We start from the raw sequence: 16,707 nt of genomic DNA on the forward strand, positions 1-16,707 counted from the left end.
GTGCATGGTGGTCAGGAAGCGGTCGGGTTCGGGTAGCGCTCGGCGTAGCCGGCGGCCGCGGCGGTGAACGCCTCGATGCGGGGCCGCAGGACGCCGGCTCCGATCTGGCCGCCGGCGCGTCCGGCGAGCCCGCCGTCGATCAGCGGGGTGACACCGGAGGCGACGACGGCGTGCAGGTCGATGCCGACCGGGGTCCCGCGGAAGTCGAACGCCGGGATCCGGTAGTCGGGGTGCTCGGACGACGCGATGGCGTACATCGCCTCGTTGTTGCCCAGCATGGCCTGGAAACTGCCGCCCTGGTAATCCATGAGCGACGGGGCGCACGCCTGGGCCATCCCGCCGAGGCCGACGGTCTCGGTGACGCAGCTCTCCCCGCCGATCCATTCGGCGTCGGCCTCGGTGAAGCCGTCGAAGAACCGGCCCTGCAGTTCGGGGTGGCCGCCGCGGAACCACTCCTCGCCGAGACCGCTGACGCGGACGGCGAACTCGCGGCAGTTGATCGCCATTCCGGTGATCAGGCTGCTGTGCTCGACGCCGTGGGCGGCGTCCGCGGTGGCCTTGGCCGCGGCCATGCTGAGCCTGAGGAACGTGTAGTCGTTCGCCAGGAAGAAGTCCATGACCTCTTCCACCCGCGTCCGCCACTGCTCCTTGGCCGCCAGCGCGAACAGCCGCGGGGTCAGTTCCCGCTGGAGAAGCAGGGTGGCCGCGGTGTTGCGGCTGTGCAGCTCGTCGCCGAGCCGCAGCGCCCGGGCCATCATCGGCTTGAGCCGGATCGGGTGATCGGCGAGGCACTCGGCCAGCACCGGCGCCATGGTCGACTCCAGCCACCGGAGCCCGTCCGCGACCTCCTGGTCGTAGGACCCGTAGTTGAGGCGGTAGCGGCTCTTGCCCTCGTAGAAGTTGCAGAAGGCGCGGTTGCCGTGCGTCTCGTCCTCGACGATGAACACCGGCATCGAGGCGGTGTAGATGCCGGCGACCGAGCCGATGCAGTCGTGCTGCTGGGTGGAGCGCACCCGGATGTCGCCGCGGTCGAGCTTGGCCTCGGCGTCCTCGACGCCGTCCGCCAGGCCCTCGTAGACCGCGCCGTAGAGGATGGCGCGCCGCTGGCCGCCCGTGTACTGGTGCCATTCCAGCGGCGCCCCGGAGGTCAGGATCGTGGTGGGCGTCATCCCGGGCACGACGTCGCCGGCCGCGGCCACGCCCACGAGCACGGGCTCGGCGCCGACCATCCGCTCCAGGGCCTCGGCGTTGGCCCGCAGGCGGCGCTCTTCGGCATCGGCCTGCGGACGGCGCGTGTCGGCCGAGGTCTCGTTCACTGTGGACATCTCAAAGCCTCTGCAGGTAGTTCCGGGTCTCCCAGTCGGTGACCACTGATCCGTACTCGCGGCACTCCGCCCGCTTGTAGTCCAGGAACGTCCGGTGGAACTCCTTGCCCATGACCCGCTCGGCGAGGGCGTCGGCCTCGAACAGGTCCAGCGCCTGCTCCAGCGAGCGCGGCAGCGCGAGGTCTCCGTAGCCGGCGAGTTCCTCCGCGCTCATCCGGTAGGTGTCGCGGTTGAGGGGTTCGCCCGGGTCGAGCTTGTTGGCGACGCCGTCCAGCCCGGCGGCGAGGATCAGCCCGATGCCGAGGTGGTAGTTGACCGAGGCGTCCACGGTGCGGACCTCGAGGCAGTGCCGGTTGACCGGCATGCGGCACATGAGGGTCCGGTTGTTCTCGCCCCAGCCGCGGTAGACGGGGGCCCAGGAGATCTCGTCCATGAAGCCCTTGCTGGTGAACCGCTTGTAGGAGTTGACCGTCGGTGACGTCACCGCGCAGATGGCGCCCGCGTGGGCGAGCACGCCGGCCACGAAGTGGCGGGCGGTGTCGCTGTAGCCGCCGCCGGACGCGGCCTCGAACACGTTCCGGCCGGTCTCCCCGTCCGCCAGGCTGATGTTCACGTGGGACGCGGAGCCGAAGTCGTCCTGGAACGGCTTGGCCATGAACGTCGCGATGCAGCCGAGTTCGCGGGCGACGTGCTTGGCCATCAGCCGGAAGATCACCATGCGGTCGGCCATGGTGAGCGCGTCGGTGTAGTCGAAGTTGAACTCGTACTGGCCGTCGCCGCCCTCGTGGTCGAAGGAGTAGACGCCGTAGCCGAGCTGGTTCATGTACTCGACCATCGGCCCGAGGAAGGGCGCGGCGAGGACGGTGGTCTCCAGGTCGTAGCCGCGCGTCGGCGCGTCCAGCCGGTCCTGCGGCACCAGCGGCTCCCAGCCCTGGGCCGTCTCGCGGACGACGTAGAACTCCGGCTCGATCCCGACGTTCACGGTGAAGCCCATCTCCGCGGCCTCGTCGACCTGGCGGAGCAGGAAGTTGCGCGCTTCCTGCGGGTAGAGCTCGCCGTCGAGGTGCAGGCTGGTCGGCACCACCGCGAACTCCGGGTTCCAGGGCAGGACGACAAGCCGGTCAAGGTCGGGGATGCCCGCGCACTCGTCCTCGTGGGGGCCGAGGTCGCCCATGCCCTCCAGCGCTCCCACGGTGTACAGCTCCGAGCCCTTCGCCATGGAGGGCAGCGACTCCACCGGGACGCACTTGCTCTTCGGCACGCCGTGGATGTCGACATAGAAGCCGAAGACGTACTTGACGCCCTGCTCGATCAGCTGGTCCCGGAGGACCTCCGCCTGTGACACAGAACACTCCTCTGCTTGATTTCGACCCATCGTGCGGGCATGAGGATCGAATGTCAACACTTTGGAGGCGTCTCAGTGCTTGATCTCGATCTGTGAGGCAGCGACCGGGGGCGCGCCTGGAGAGAGAGGGGACGTGGCGTCTCGGGGCAGCGCCGCCTCACCGAGGGAAGGCCCGGCCGGGCATGAAAAAGTGGCGGGCCCGGCTTGTCGCCGGGCCCGCCACGCGGGGTCCGCGCCAGAGCCGGACCCGTGTCTCCGTTGCTAGCGCTGCAGCGTCAGCAGACCCGGCCGGTAGGGCAGGAGTCCGTAGTCGCCGCCGGAGTTGGGGCTGCGCCCCTGGTAGAGCAGTTGCAGGTTGCAGGGGTCGACGGTGAAGGTCTGGTCGGCGCTGGTGCGGATCAGTTCACCGTGGCTGATGTCGTTGGTCCAGGTGGCGCCGCTGTTGGCCTTGCCGGCGAAGGGGTTGCCCTCGGTCGCGGCCTGCGGCGTCCACGAACCGTTCAGGCTGGTGGACGTGAAGGAGCGGAAGTAGCGCCCCTGGGAGCCGATCGCCTCGACGAGCATGAGGTAGCGGTTCTGGTCCTTGAGCTTGTAGACCTGAACGGCCTCGAACAGGTTGTTGGTCGAATCGCTCATGATCACTGTCGAGGTCGAGCCGAAACTGCCGGGGAAGTTCCCGATCGGCATGCTGGCCCGGTAGATCTTGCCGTTGTCGCCGGCGAAGAAAAGGTACATGTTCGTGCCGTCACCGATGACCGTCTGGTCGATGGGTCCCGTTCCGGAACCCGAGATGCTTCCGGAGAAGAGCACCTGCGGCGATGACCAGCCATTCGGGTTGGTCGGGTCGCTGGACGTCCGGTAGGAGAAGGCGGTGCTGCCCCACTGGTAGGCGAGCACCCAGATGTTCTTGGGCGCGAAGTAGAAGAGCGTCGGGGCGACGGTGGCGTTCGACATGGTGTTCTGGCTGGCCGATGCCATATCCGACCAGTTGCTGAACAGGCCGAAGTTCATCGACCCCCATCTCGTCCCCGTGTCGTGCGTCGTCGCGTAGACGAGATGCCTGCCGTTGTAGGGGGCGACGGTGAAGTCCTTGAGCGAGACCCATCCCGCCTTGGGCTGCGCAAGCGGGCCCGTGGACGTCCAGCGGTAGGACGATGGGAGGTCGCATCCGGGAGCGGGGTCGCCGCCGCCGACCTCGACGAGCTGCCACTGCTGGTTGTTCCCGCCCCAGTCGTCGTACTGGACGATGTTCGCGCCGTCGGCGGTGGAGCCGCCCTGCACTTCGAGGGCCTTGTTGCTGTGGCGCGAGACGAACCTGACGTAGCCTCCCGGGCTGTCCTCCAGCCGCCACTGCTGGTTGGTGCCGTTCAGGTCGGACCATTGGACGATCGAGCCGCCGTTGGCGGTGGAGAAGTTGTAGACGTCCAGCACCTTGCCGGAGTGGCGGGATTTGATGCGGTAGTAGCCGCCGCCGGAGTCGACGAACTGCCACTGCTGCTGGTTCTGGTCGTTCCTGGTCCACTGGGTGATGCGGGCGCCGTCGTTGGTCGCCAGGTTGTAGACGTCCAGGGCCTTGCCGCTGTTGCGGTTGACCAGGACGTACCACTTGTTCACGTCCACTGTCGCGGCCTGAGCCGGCTCTGCGTTCGTCACGGACAGGAGCACCGACAGCAGGAGCGATGCCAGCACGGCCGCACCGGTCCTCAACATGAGCTTCTTCCCTTCAGGCGAATGTTAGCGCTAACATTTCCCGGCCGGGCGGGACCTTCTTTCCATCGGGGGATCGGGAGGTGGTGGTGGCCCGGAGTAAATACGAGGCGACGCGGCATCGTCAAGACTCCGGGCACTTCGAAAACTTTCGAGTACAGATCTCCTGCTAGAACGCGTGCACAAAGCGGCAGCCGGATGCCCGCGATGAAAATTCTTTGAAACTGTTGACGGGATCTGGGAGGGCTCTCACACTGAGTCCGCGACGCCCCGGTGGTGTGTGCGCTCCCATACCGGAGCGCGGCGTCTGTCGCACGGCCCTGTCCGTGCTTCCGCCCATCGTTCGTTCATGGAGGAACAGACGTGCGTACGAACGCCACGCCCAGGCCCCGGATCCGCAAGCGGGCCGCCCTCGCGGCCGCCTTCGGGGCGCTCAGCATGACCGCCGCTCTGGTCGCCCCGCCCCCCGCCTCCGCCGCGGAGAGCACGCTGGGCGCCGCGGCGGCGCAGAGCGGCCGCTACTTCGGCACCGCCATCGCCTCGGGCAGGCTCAACGACTCGGTGTACACCACGATCGCGAACCGCGAGTTCAACATGGTGACCGCCGAGAACGAGATGAAGATCGACGCCACCGAACCCCAGCGGGGCCAATTCAACTTCAGCGCCGGCGACCGCGTCTACAACTGGGCCGTCCAGAACGGCAAGAAGGTGCGCGGCCACACCCTGGCCTGGCACTCCCAGCAACCCGGCTGGATGCAGAACCTCAGCGGCAGCACCCTGCGCCAGGCGATGATCGACCACATCAACGGCGTCATGGCCCACTACAAGGGCAAGATCGTCCAGTGGGACGTCGTGAACGAGGCGTTCGCCGACGGCAGCTCGGGCGGCCGCCGCGACTCCAACCTGCAGCGCACCGGCAACGACTGGATCGAGGTCGCCTTCCGCACCGCGCGCGCCGCCGACCCGTCCGCCAAGCTCTGCTACAACGACTACAACATCGAGAACTGGACCTGGGCCAAGACCCAGGGCGTCTACGCGATGGTCCGCGACTTCAAGCAGCGCGGCGTGCCCATCGACTGCGTCGGCTTCCAGTCCCACTTCAACAGCGGCAGCCCCTACAACAGCAACTTCCGCACCACCTTGCAGAGCTTCGCCGCCCTCGGCGTCGACGTCGCCATCACCGAACTCGACATCCAGGGCGCCTCGGCCACGACCTACGCCAACGTGACCAACGACTGCCTGGCCGTCTCGCGGTGCCTCGGCATCACCGTCTGGGGTGTACGCGACACCGACTCCTGGCGCTCGGACCAGACACCGCTGCTGTTCGACGGCAACGGCAACAAGAAGGCCGCCTACACCGCTGTCCTCAACGCCCTCAACGGGGGCACCTCCGAGCCCCCCACCCCCGGCGCCGGGACGATCCAGGGCGTCGGCTCGGGCCGCTGCCTGGACGTGCCCAACGCCAGCACCACCGACGGCACCCAGGTCCAGCTGTGGGACTGCCACGGCGGCACCAACCAGCAGTGGACCTACACCGACGCGAGCGAGCTCAGGGTCTACGGCAACAAGTGCCTGGACGCCGCCGGCACCGGTAACGGCGCCAAGGTCCAGATCTACAGCTGCTGGGGCGGCGACAACCAGAAGTGGCGCCTGAACTCCGACGGATCCATCGTCGGCGTCCAGTCCGGCCTCTGCCTGGACGCCGCCGGCAGCGGCAACGGCGCCCCGATCCAGCTCTACACCTGCTGGAACGGCAGCAACCAGCGCTGGACCCGCGCCTGAACCGGGGTATGAATCGATGAAGAGCTACGGCGCGGCTCCGCCCGCCCCTCCTCCGCCAAGGCGTCGCCTGCGGTCCCGGCTCGCCGCCGCACTGGCGACGGCCCTCGCGATGGGCACGCTCGTCGCGGTGAACCCGACGCCTGCGGACGCGGCGACGGTGGACACCAACGCCTGGTACGTCATGGTCAACCGCAACAGCGGCAAGGCACTGGACGTGTACGGCGCGTCCACCGGCGACGGCGCGCGCGTCACCCAATGGACGCGCAATGACGGAGCCAATCAGCAGTGGCAGTTCGTGGACTCCGGCGGCGGCTTCTACCGGCTGAAGGCCAGGCATTCGGGCAAGGTGCTCGACGTGGCCGGCGCCTCCACGGCCGACGGCGCCGGAATCCAGCAGTGGGCCGACCACAACGGGACCAACCAGCAGTTCCGCTTGGCCGACTCCGACGCGGGCCACGTCCGACTGATCAGCCGCAGCAGCGGCAAGGCCGTGGAGGTGCAGGGCGGCTCCACGGCCGACGGCGCCAACGTCGTCCAGTACACCGACTGGGGCGGCGCCAATCAGCAGTGGGAAATGGTCAAACTGTCGTCCGATGGTGGCGGCGGCGGGTGCGGGAGCGCTCCGACGCTCACCAGCGGTACGTACACGATCCAGAGCAGCGGTAAGAGCCGCAGCTTCATCCTCCGGGTCCCGTCCAACTACGACAACGACCACCCCTACCGGCTGATCTTCGCCTTCCACTGGCGGGGCGGAACCGCCAACGACGTCGCGTCGGGCGGGACGAGCGGGAGCGCCTGGTCCTACTACGGCCAGCAGGAACAATCGAATGACAGCGCGATCCTCGTCGCCCCTCAGGGCCTCGGCAACGGCTGGGCCAATTCGGGTGGTGAGGACGTCACCTTCGTCGACGACATGATCCGGCGAATCGAGGGCGGCCTCTGCGTCAACACGGCGCAGCGCTTCGCCACGGGCTTCAGCTGGGGCGGCGGCATGAGCTACGCCCTCGCGTGCGCCCGGCCGAACGTCTTCCGGGCCGTCGCGGTCCTCTCGGGCGCACAGATCAGCGGGTGCGACGGCGGCACCCAGCCCATCGCCTATTTCGGAATCCACGGCATCGGCGACTCCGTCCTCAACATCGCGCAGGGACGGTCGCTGCGGGACAAGTTCGTCGCCAACAACGGCTGCACTCCCCAGAGCCCGCGCGAGCCGGCCCCGGGCAGCCGGACGCACATCACCACCGCCTACTCGGGATGCCGCGCCGGGTATCCCGTCCAATGGGCCGCGTTCGACGGAGACCACATACCGGGTCCGGTCGACGGCTCCCCCAACGAGAGCGGCGTCGCCACCTGGACCAAGGGAGAGATCTGGAGGTTCTTCGCACAGTTCCAGTGACAGGAGCGCACGACGGAGTGGAGCCGGGGTCGTCCTGGTTCCACTCCGTCGTGACCGTTCAAGGCCGGCCCGCACGCCCGCAGAACTCCGTTGCCGTTCGTCTCCAGAACTGTGGTGACGCAGGCCAACGCCTCGCCGGGCGGTCGTCCGTCATCGGTTCGGGCCGCCGCCGTGGTCGGTCAGGACTGCCGCGGGGTGATGTTCACCATCCAGGTGATCCCGAACCGGTCCACGAGCGAGCCGGCCTCGTCACCCCACGACTGCTTCTCCAAGGGCAAGGTCACGGTGCCGCCGGCGGACAGCTCCTCGAAGTAGCCGCGGAGCCCGGCGTCATCGCCGCCGAGGAAGACCGCGACATTGTTGCCCGGGGTGTGGGGCATCTCCTCCCGGACGTCCCACCCCATCAGCGTGAAGCCGTCCGGGGTGCGGAGCGTGGAGTGCATGATCCTGTCGGCGGGCGCGTCGGGTGAGCCGAAGTCGGCGTACGTGCCCATCTCCAGTTCGCCGCCCAAGACGTCCCGGTAGAACTCCATGGCCTGCCGTGCGCTCCCGTTGAAAGCAAGGCAAGGGTTGAGGAGAGAACCCATCTGACGCTCCTTCATGCGAGTGACTTGCGGACAGCCAGGGCCGCGGCAGCAGGCACCGACGGTCGTCCGAACCTGACAGCACTCGACCGCCGAGATCCGGAACCCGTGGAGCCTGCGTGCGCGCGTGGACCCGTATGGAGTGGCCGCTCAGGATTTCTGAGCCGTCACTGCGTCAAGCCTTTCGATGAATCACGACATCCTTTGTCACGTATTCCGCAGAATCGTCGTATGCCCGCCGACTGGCCGGTCCGGTCGGGGACGCAGGCTGCTCAGGACACCTTGATGACGACCTTGCCGGAGGCGTGGCCGTTCTCGACGGTGGCGAGGGCGGCCGGGGCGTCGGAAAGCGGATGGATCGCGCTGATCACGGGTGCGAGGGCTCCGTCGAGGGCCAGCCGGGCGGACCGCTCCAGGTTCTCGCGGTCGAGGCGGCGCTCGACGAACCGCCCGCCGAGATCGCGCACGGACGCGTCGCCCACGGCGATGACGTCGCCGGGACGCCGGGCCAGGGGCGCGACCGTCCGCAGCGGCGCGCCTCCGACCAGGTCGACGATCCCGTCGAAGCCGTCCGGGACCCGCTCCCGTGCCGCGGCGGCGACGTCCCCGGCGGCGTAGTCGATGAACCGCACCCCGAGGGCCTCGGCGCGGTCGCGCTTCGCGGCGCTCCCGGTGCCGGTCACGCGGAGTCCGCGTGCGGCGGCCAGGCCGGCGACGGCGAGGCCGACTCCGCCCCCGACCCCGTTGACCAGGATCGCGGCACCGGGAGGGAGGTCGAGCTGGTCGAGCACGTCCACCGCGGTCGTCCCGGCCACCGGCAGTGTCGCCGCCGCGGTCGCCGACAGGCCCGCCGGGATGCGCGCGGTGTTCGGCGCGGACAGAACCGTCGTCTCGGCGTAGGTGCCGCCACCGGTGAGCGCGAAGCCGAAGACCGCGTCACCGACCTCGAGGCCGTCGACGTCCGCGCCCCGGGCGAGGACGGTTCCCGCCGCCTCCATGCCCAGCACGCGGGGAAACGGACGTCCTCCACCGAGCCCGGGGACCGGACCCGAGCGGAGAAGGTGGTCGAGGGGGTTCACGCCGGCGACGTCGACCCGGATCAGCACCTCATCGCGCTCGGGGACGGGGTCGGGACGCTCGAAGAACTCCTGCACCTCGGGCCCGCCGTGCCCGCCGAATCCCCACGCCTGCCCCATGCTCCGTCGCCTCCCGTGTGACCGGCCCGGTGGTTCCGGGCTCCGCGGCCATCGTCAGCCCTCACATCGATGTCAGGGGCAACCGGTTGAGACGCGGGTCACGGGATCAGGCCGGTCGGGCCACCGGTTCCCGGACGCGGGACAGCTCCGCCCGATGCCTGCCGTTCGCCGTGATCAGCTCGTCGAGCGCGTCCCTGGTCTCGATCAGCCGCGCGATGTCGGCGTCGATCCGGTCGCGCTCGCGCGTCATCGCCGCGAACGCCAGCTCGACGACGTCCTGGTCGCCGGGGGTCTCCACGCACGGGAGCACGGTCGTGATCACCCGGCTGGACAGGCCCGCGCCGAACAGTCGCCGGATGAGGGCCACGCGCTCGACCTCGGCATCGGAGTAGTGGCGCTGCCCGGCTTCGGAGCGCGAGCTGGCCAGCAGGCCCTGCTCTTCGTAGTAGCGCAGCGAGCGCGGACTTACGCCGGTACGCCTGGACAGTTCACCGATCCGCATTCCTGCGAGCCTACGCGCGCGGCGAAGCGAATCATCTGGGGAGCGGCCGTCCGCGTCCAGGATGCGCCGCGGGCGCGGGGTACGGGTCGCCCGTCGTCGCCCGGCCATGTGAGGTCGTGGTGCCCTCCCAGGGCTGCATGGGGAGGGGCGACCAAAGGGTGGCCAAGGAGCGACCTTTGAGCCGGTGATGGTCGTCTTTGGACGGCTGTCGGCGCGGACGCGGCTTCCTAGGTTCGAGATCATGAACGTGGAAGCCCCCGTCCCGCCTCCGCTCCCGCGCCGGATCGCGCTGGTGGCGGCGCTGCTACTGCTGTCGCCGATCTGCGCCGAGTACCTCATCGGCTACGACCAGATCATCGGGCGTCCGCTGGAGTTGCTCGGCGGGCTGCTCATCCTCGCCCCGCTGTACGGGACCGTCGCGGTGCTGATCCGTGAGGCCGTGCGCCGTACCGGCCGGGGCTGGCCGACGATCGTGCTGCTGAGCGCCGCGTTCGGGCTCGTCCAGGCGGGGCTGATCGACCAGAGCCTGTTCAACCCGGACTTCGTGGACGAGCCATCCTGGGACCGCGACCGGCTGCCGACCCACCTCCCGGAGCTGGGCCTCAGTGCCAAGTACCTGCTGGTCTTCGTCGCGGGCCATGTGATCTGCGCCGTGCTGCTGGGCGTCGCCGCCTTCGCCCTTCCCCGGCGTTCTGATCCCGTGCCGGGACGGGTTCCGCCGCCGTGGCTGGTGGGTTGCGGCGCCGTGGTGCTGTGGGGCGTCCACCAGTTGGCCCCCGCGTCCTGGACGGGGGTGGCGGTGGCGGCGCTCGCCCTCGCTCTCGCGGCCGTATGCCTGCTGCTGGGTGTGCTGCTCCTTCTGGGTCTCGTCGACCATCGGTTGCGCCGCTCGAAGGAGACCGTCGCGCAGGCAGGGAGGTCCTGAACATGCGATCGCATCCGGATGCCTCAACAACGCTGGCGCGGTCGGTCTGGGCGCAGGGGGCGCTGTACGCGGCGGCGGCGGTGCTGCTGGCCGGCGTCGGCTGGCTGCTCGATCCGCTCGCGAACTGGCTGGTGGGCCTGAAGTGGGCACCGATGCGGGGCCCCGCCGAACTGCTGATCTCCGTTCCCGAGCCGTGGCTCACCGTGGTCCTGATCGGCGTGGGAGCGCTCGCGGGGACGGCCCTGATCTTCTTCGACTCCCTGGAGCAGGTGTCGGTCACCGTGTCCGGCGAGTGGGTGGTCCTGAAGCGGGCGGGCCACACGCAGAAGATCGCTCGCGAACAGGTCGGGCACGTCTTCCGGGAGAAGGACCGGCTGGTGCTGCTCGGCCTCAGGGGCGAGGAGATCGCCCGGGAGAAGTGCGACCTCAACGCCCGGCGCCTGGCCGCGGCCTTCACCGAGCACGGCTACACCTGGGTGGACGCCGACCCGTACGAGGACGAGTTCCGGATCTGGTTCCCCAAGACCCCCGAATTGCCCGACCTGGCGAACGCACTGCTTGCGGCCCGCGCGGAGGCCCTGGAATCCTCGGACTCCGGCGACTCCGTCAAGGAACTGCGCCGCGAGCTGGCCCGGATCGGCATCGTCGTCCGCGACAAGGGCAAGCGGCAGTACTGGCGCGGCCCCGGCTCCGTCTCGCGATGACGCGACGGCGGTCGAGCAGGCGGGGGCGGCGGGAAGGCGTTCGATCTTCCTGGCCCGACATGTGATCCTTGTTCCGCGAAGGTGCCGTCCGGTGCGGGCTCCGGCGGCGGTCTGGACGGGACGGTGATGAACGGGAAACGCCTGCTCGACCGGGCCTCGGAGAAATACGGCCCCGCCAGGCTCGGGCACTTCGCCATGACCCAGCTTCTGCTGGGCGTCGGACTGCTGATGATCTGGCCCTTCGTCTTCGGCGGCATCGTGGACGAGGCCACGGCCACCAGGCACGCCGCGAAAGGCGAAGGGGTTCCGGGCACGTTCACGGCCCACTCGGAGGTATGCGGAAAAGGCGGATGCAACTGGTACGGCCCGTACACGACCGGCGACTTCTTTCAGCTGACCCTGGAGAGAGTCGAGCTGAGGGGGGACGGCGGCCGTTCCATCCAGGTCGGGGACTCGGTTCCCGCTCTCTACGTCGGCTCGGGGGACTTCGTCCACATGCGGGGCGGGTCGCCGGAGTGGGGGGAGCCGCTCGGCGCCGGCGTTCTCGGTGTCTTCACCGGCGGTCTCGGGACATTGCTGATCTGCATGGTTCTGTGGGGCGTCTACTGGACACGGGCCGCCCCCGCGTCGCGCAGACGAGCGGCCAGGGAACGCGAGGGCTCCGCACTGCGCCGCCTCGCCGACCGGGACCGGTGGGTCTGGTCGGCGCGACCCGGCTCGTCCGCGATCGAGGTGAAGATCGCCAGGTCCTGGGAGCGGACACTGGCCGGTGCGGTCGGCATGCTCTCGCTGGCGGCGTCGCTCCTGGCGTTCGGTCTGCTCTGGGACGAGTTCAACAAGGAGATCACCCTCGCCGAGCTGGTCGCGGCCTCGTGGGCGCCGGTCTTCGCGATCGTCGTCGCGGGCGTCGCCGTCCAGACGCTCAGGCTCGTGCTGGCACGGCCCCGGATGTGGGCGACCGACGATGAGCTGGTCATCTGGGACGCGCTGCTGCTGTGGAAGGTGCTGCGAATCCCGCGCACGGAGATCGCGTCGATCCACTACGGCGACGGCCCGCGGCGGCGGGACGAGGAGCACTCGGCCCAGTTGACGCCGTTCCGGGAAGAGCTCAATCTCGTCCTGCGGATGCGGGAGGGCGTCTCCCTGCCCGCGCGCCGGCTGCGGTGGGGGAACTGGTTCTGGGTCCTGCTGACCCTGAGGGATCTGGATCCGCAGACGAGGATGCCTCAGCGGGGTTTTCTCTTCCGCCAGTTGTGTCTTCGGGTGAAGGATCCGCGCAGGGTGGCCGCCGACCTCGACCGTTGGCTGGCGGAGGACGGGACTTCCCCGTCGGAGGCCGTGCCGGTCGATCACCCCCATGACGGCACGGTCCGGACGCACCGTGGCGTCGGCGCGGCCCGCGTCAAGATCAAGGGACGGCTTCCCCAGCCGGTGCTGGCCGAGTTCGCCCACGAGGGCCCGGGGACGCTGCGGGCCTGGCTTCGACGCACCGAGTTCGGCCGGGGGACGCCGGTCATGGTGTCCGGCCCTGGAGGCTCGCCGGCCACGACCGTCCTGGACGACCGGCTGGTGTCCGACAAGGAGCTCACGAAGAGGTACCTGCACGTCGAGGCCGACGGCCCCTGGACCGTCACGATCAGCGGACCGGAACGCGCACGCGGCTTCACCCGCTCGGCCACGGGCACCGGGCCCGAAGTGCTCAGCTACCAGGGGCCGGCCGGAATCGCCGTCGTGACATGCCCCGGCGGACAACCCCACCGGGTCTACCTGCACGGGCCGGACCTCGCCGTCCTGCATCGCTGCGATCCAGTCGTGTCCGCCTACGCGCCCAGCCCGGCGCCGGGCGACGAGTCCCCGCCGAGCCGGAGCACGTTCGCCGTTCCGGCACATGCCGTCCTCCAGGTGAGAACCGCCGAGGCGGACTGGCGCATCGACGTAACACCCCTTGAACAGGCCGACGTGGACGACATCACCGTGCCGCCCACCGGGCACGTCCGGCCGTTCGAGCACTCCCTAACGGGTGCCCGGCCTGCGGTAGTGCGTTACCTGGGCCCGCGGGGGCCCGTGCTGTTCCGCAGCGGAGACGGCTTCGGCCTCCTGCTACTCGACGCCGCGCTGACCCCCGTTCGGACACTCGCCCTCCCGGACGGCGACACGGAAATCCGCCTCCGGTCCCACTCGCTCCTCCAGGTCACCGGTGGCCACGGCACCTGGTCCCTGAAAGAGGCGCACACCCGCCCCTCACCTCACTGACCGAGCGCATACGCACCGTCGGCGGTGTCACGCGCCGACCTGCGCCAGATGCTCGTCCACGCGAACGGCGAGCAATTGCCCGAGCCGCTTGTGTTCCGGGTACGGCTCAACCAGTCCCACGACGGGCACGCCCCCACGACCTGGCGAGTTGAGATTTCCCGAGCATTCACACGCGGGTGATACCGAGGTGACGGACACGGCGCTCTCCGGGATTCGCGCCGAACGCCCCGGGATCAGGATGTTTCCGCGCCCGCCCGTCCAGAACAATGACGCCTGACAAACGGTCGCCGACCGCACGCGGAGCGTTCAAGATGATCCGCGGCACCGCCGACCTCGGCGGCCGGTCCCGAAGGAGACCTTCATGAACGACACCGACCACCCGCAGCGCGGGACGATCCAGCGGATGGACAACATCGCCATCGTCGTCGACGACCTCCCGGCCGCCAAGGCGTTCTTCGCCGAACTCGGGCTGGAACTGGAGGGCGAGGCGACGGTCGAGGGCAGCGCGGTGGACCGCCTCGTCGGGCTTGAGGGAGTCCGATCGGACATCGCGATGATGCGCACCCCGGACGGCCACGGGCGGCTGGAGCTGACCAAGTACCACTCGCCGCCGAGCCGGGACGGCGACCCGCACGCTCCGGCGAACACGCTGGGCGCACACCGCATCATGTTCGCCGTCGACGACATCGACGACATCATCGACCGCCTGCGGCCGCACGGAGCCGAACTCCTCGGCGAGCTGGTGCAGTACGAGAACAGCTACCGGCTCTGCTACCTCCGCGGCCCGGCGGGCATCCTCATCGCTCTCGCCGAGCAGACCAACTGACCGGTCAGCGGCATCGATCAGGTCTCTGACCAGGTGGTTTCGCGTTCGCGCACCAGGGCGGTCAGCGTCGCGTTGACGGGGGCCTCCCGTCCGATCTTGGCGGCCTCGCGGGGGACGGCGCCGTTGATGAACATGATCTCGCTGACGCGCCGGGCCTCGTGGTCGAGCAGCGCGGAGGGCTTGGCCGCCGGCATCTGGGCGCCGAAGTCGCGGACCAGCGCGACGGGGTCGGTCACGGAGACGGCGACGCCGCGGGCGCGGGCGACGTCCCATGCCTCGGTGGCCGCCGCACGGCTGACCGGGCCGATGTGCTCGTGGTCCATGACCTCGCCGACCGTCAGCCCGGTCAGCGCGCACGGGGCGCTGTAGGCGACGTTGCAGATGAGCTTCTCCCACTGCATCGCGGCTATGTCGGTCACGGCCCGGGCGTCGAATCCGGCCTGGCGCCAGGCGGCGGCGACGCGCTCGATCTCGGCGTGGTCGAGGTCGCCGTGGCCGCCGAAGCGGAGCGCGCGCATCGCGTTGTGGTGGACCTCGCCGGGGCGTTTCACGGACGCGCCGAAGCCGCTCGCCACCCCGACGGCGAGCCGGTCGCCGCCGAGGTGGGCGGCGACCACGTCCGCCGAGCCGAAGCCGTTCTGGATCGTCAGGACGACGGTCTCGGGCGCGAGGAGCGGCCGCGCCTGGAGCGCGGCGGTTTCGACGTCCGCGGCCTTGACGGCGAGGACGACGAGGTCCACCGGCTGCCGGGGCGGGGTCGTGTGCGCCCGCACCGGGACCCGGGTCTCCCTGTCCGGTCCGGAGACCAGCAGCCCGTGCTCGGCGATGGCCGCCATGTGCTCGGCCCATCGGTCGACGACGAGGACGTCGTGGCCCGCCGACGCGAGCCGTCCGGCGTACACCGATCCCATCGCGCCGCATCCGACGACGGCGATCCTCATGGCCCCTCCTTCCGCAATCATGCGACGAGCCGGGCGATCTGCTCGGTGAGGCCGGGCTTCGCCTCGAGTCCGAAGCCGGGGTCGTCGGCGGGATGGATCCGGCCGTCCGCGAGCCGGCAGCCGGGGCCGTAGCCGCCGAACGGCTGGAAGACGCCCGGGTAGGCCTCGCAGCCGCCGAGGCCGAGACCGGTCACGATGTGCAGGTTGATCAGGTGCCCGCCGTGCGGGTACGCCGACCGGCGGTCGATCCCGTGCTCCTCCATCAGCTCGATCATCTGGACGTACTCGGTGAGCCCGTAGCTCAGGCCCGCGTCCATCTGGAACACGTCGAGGCCGGCGCGGACGCCGCCGTAGAGCAGCAGGTTCCGCACGTCCTGGACGGAGAACAGGTTCTCGCCGGTGGCGACGGCTCCCGGATAGACCTCCGCGAGCCGCCGGTGCAGGTCGAAGGCGAGCGGGTCCCCGGCCTCCTCGTACCAGCGGAGCCGGTGGCCGGCGAGCGCCTCGGCGTACGCGAGCGCCTGCGTCCAGCCGAAGCGCCCGTTCGCGTCGACGGCGACCGCACCGCCGCCGCCCATCACCTCGACCGCCGCCTCGACGCGGCGCAGGTCCTCGTCGAGCGGCAGGCCGCCGATCTTGATCTTCACCGCCGGGTACCCGTCGTCGCGGTAGCCGCTCAGCTCGGTCCTCAGGTGCCGGACGTCGTCGCCGGGACGGTAGTAGCCGCCCGCGGCGTAGACCGGGGCGCCGTCCCAGCCGGGGGCGCGTCCGTACGCTTTGGCGATCACCACGTGCGCCGGTTCGGCGGCGTGCTTGGCGAGCAGGTCCCAGCAGGCGAGTTCGAGGGCGGCGGCCGCGGCGGCGCGGTCGCCGTGGCCGCCGGGCTTCTCGTCCTTCATGGCGCGCTTCAGCACGCGGCCCGGGTCCAGGAGTCCCGTGTCGGGCGCGAGCAGCGAATCCGGGTCGGCGCTCAGCAGGCGCGGGATCATGCGTTCGCGCAGGATGCCGCTCTGCGCGAAGCGTCCGATGGAGTTGAACGCCACGCCGGCGAGCGGGCGTCCGTTCCGGCGCACATCGCTGATCAGCGCGACCAGGGAGACGGTGTGGTCGGCGAAGCTGACCACGGAATTGGTCACGTTCCCCTGAAGGGGGATGGACATTTCTCGAATGTCGACGATACGCACACGCTCTCCTTCTCTTGCACGACGGCCGGCGACAGCGCGC

At 69.9% G+C, this 16,707-nt stretch carries 14 protein-coding genes; 6 read left to right on the forward strand and 8 right to left on the reverse strand.

Translation table 11 applies throughout. The features are described from left to right. Positions 1-11: 11 nt before the first annotated feature. The 3 genes from ETD96_RS02360 to ETD96_RS02370 all read right to left on the reverse strand — a co-directional run bounded on the left by ETD96_RS02360 (position 12) and on the right by ETD96_RS02370 (position 4,359). Positions 12-1,325, reverse strand: coding sequence for a YlbE family protein (locus ETD96_RS02360; protein ID WP_138633250.1), 1,314 nt, complete (start codon positions 1,323-1,325; stop codon positions 12-14). Position 1,326: 1 nt separating this feature from the next. After that, positions 1,327-2,670, reverse strand: coding sequence for a hypothetical protein (locus ETD96_RS02365; RefSeq protein WP_171068817.1), 1,344 nt, complete (start codon positions 2,668-2,670; stop codon positions 1,327-1,329). A 261-nt stretch (positions 2,671-2,931) separates the two neighbouring features. Continuing rightward, entirely contained in the window at positions 2,932-4,359 is a 1,428-nt protein-coding gene (locus tag ETD96_RS02370) for a non-reducing end alpha-L-arabinofuranosidase family hydrolase (protein ID WP_240807128.1), read from the reverse strand. Positions 4,360-4,740: 381 nt separating this feature from the next. Between ETD96_RS02370 and ETD96_RS02375 the strand changes: the two genes are divergently transcribed. Together ETD96_RS02375 and ETD96_RS46390 are read left to right on the forward strand one after the other, a co-directional pair. Further along, positions 4,741-6,159 (forward strand): endo-1,4-beta-xylanase, encoded by a 1,419-nt coding sequence (locus tag ETD96_RS02375; RefSeq protein ID WP_138633258.1) that lies wholly within the window; start codon positions 4,741-4,743, stop codon positions 6,157-6,159. A 16-nt stretch (positions 6,160-6,175) separates the two neighbouring features. Further along, complete coding sequence (locus tag ETD96_RS46390; protein ID WP_138633261.1) at positions 6,176-7,552, forward strand: RICIN domain-containing protein; 1,377 nt, start codon at positions 6,176-6,178, stop codon at positions 7,550-7,552. 179 nt (positions 7,553-7,731) lie between these two features. Here ETD96_RS46390 and ETD96_RS02385 read toward each other — a convergent pair whose 3' ends face one another. The 3 genes from ETD96_RS02385 to ETD96_RS02395 form a co-directional block, all read right to left on the reverse strand. Then, positions 7,732-8,139 carry a VOC family protein gene (locus ETD96_RS02385; protein WP_138633264.1) on the reverse strand — a complete coding sequence of 136 codons (408 nt, stop codon included), beginning with the start codon at positions 8,137-8,139 and terminating at the stop codon, positions 7,732-7,734. Between the two features lie 269 nt (positions 8,140-8,408). Beyond that, on the reverse strand, positions 8,409-9,332 hold the full coding sequence (locus tag ETD96_RS02390; protein ID WP_138633267.1) for a quinone oxidoreductase family protein: 924 nt from the start codon (positions 9,330-9,332) through the stop codon (positions 8,409-8,411). 106 nt (positions 9,333-9,438) lie between these two features. Next, entirely contained in the window at positions 9,439-9,834 is a 396-nt protein-coding gene (locus ETD96_RS02395; protein WP_138633270.1) for a MerR family transcriptional regulator, read from the reverse strand. 241 nt (positions 9,835-10,075) lie between these two features. On the opposite strand from ETD96_RS02395, the gene ETD96_RS02400 reads away from it, so the two are divergent. From ETD96_RS02400 to ETD96_RS02415, 4 genes are all read left to right on the forward strand, one after another. Beyond that, complete coding sequence (locus tag ETD96_RS02400; protein WP_205719070.1) at positions 10,076-10,759, forward strand: hypothetical protein; 684 nt, start codon at positions 10,076-10,078, stop codon at positions 10,757-10,759. Positions 10,760-10,761: 2 nt separating this feature from the next. Next, positions 10,762-11,463: a YqeB family protein gene (locus ETD96_RS02405; protein ID WP_240807130.1), complete on the forward strand. Its 702-nt coding sequence runs from the start codon at positions 10,762-10,764 to the stop codon at positions 11,461-11,463. Positions 11,464-11,589: 126 nt separating this feature from the next. Beyond that, on the forward strand, positions 11,590-13,716 hold the full coding sequence (locus tag ETD96_RS02410) for a hypothetical protein (RefSeq protein ID WP_171068818.1): 2,127 nt from the start codon (positions 11,590-11,592) through the stop codon (positions 13,714-13,716). A 403-nt stretch (positions 13,717-14,119) separates the two neighbouring features. After that, positions 14,120-14,542, forward strand: coding sequence for a VOC family protein (locus ETD96_RS02415; protein ID WP_138633362.1), 423 nt, complete (start codon positions 14,120-14,122; stop codon positions 14,540-14,542). A 17-nt stretch (positions 14,543-14,559) separates the two neighbouring features. On the opposite strand, the gene ETD96_RS02420 is transcribed toward ETD96_RS02415, so the two are convergent. Continuing rightward, positions 14,560-15,483, reverse strand: a complete 924-nt coding sequence (locus tag ETD96_RS02420; protein WP_138633276.1) for a ketopantoate reductase family protein — start codon at positions 15,481-15,483, stop codon at positions 14,560-14,562. 17 nt (positions 15,484-15,500) lie between these two features. Beyond that, the gene (locus tag ETD96_RS02425) at positions 15,501-16,619 is read right to left on the reverse strand and encodes an enolase C-terminal domain-like protein (RefSeq protein ID WP_240807132.1); all 1,119 of its coding nucleotides are present in this window, start codon (positions 16,617-16,619) and stop codon (positions 15,501-15,503) included. Between the last annotated feature and the right edge of the window lie 88 nt (positions 16,620-16,707).

Origin of the sequence: Actinomadura geliboluensis (assembly GCF_005889745.1) — a bacterium.
GTDB classification, from domain to species: Bacteria; Actinomycetota; Actinomycetes; order Streptosporangiales; family Streptosporangiaceae; genus Spirillospora; species Spirillospora geliboluensis.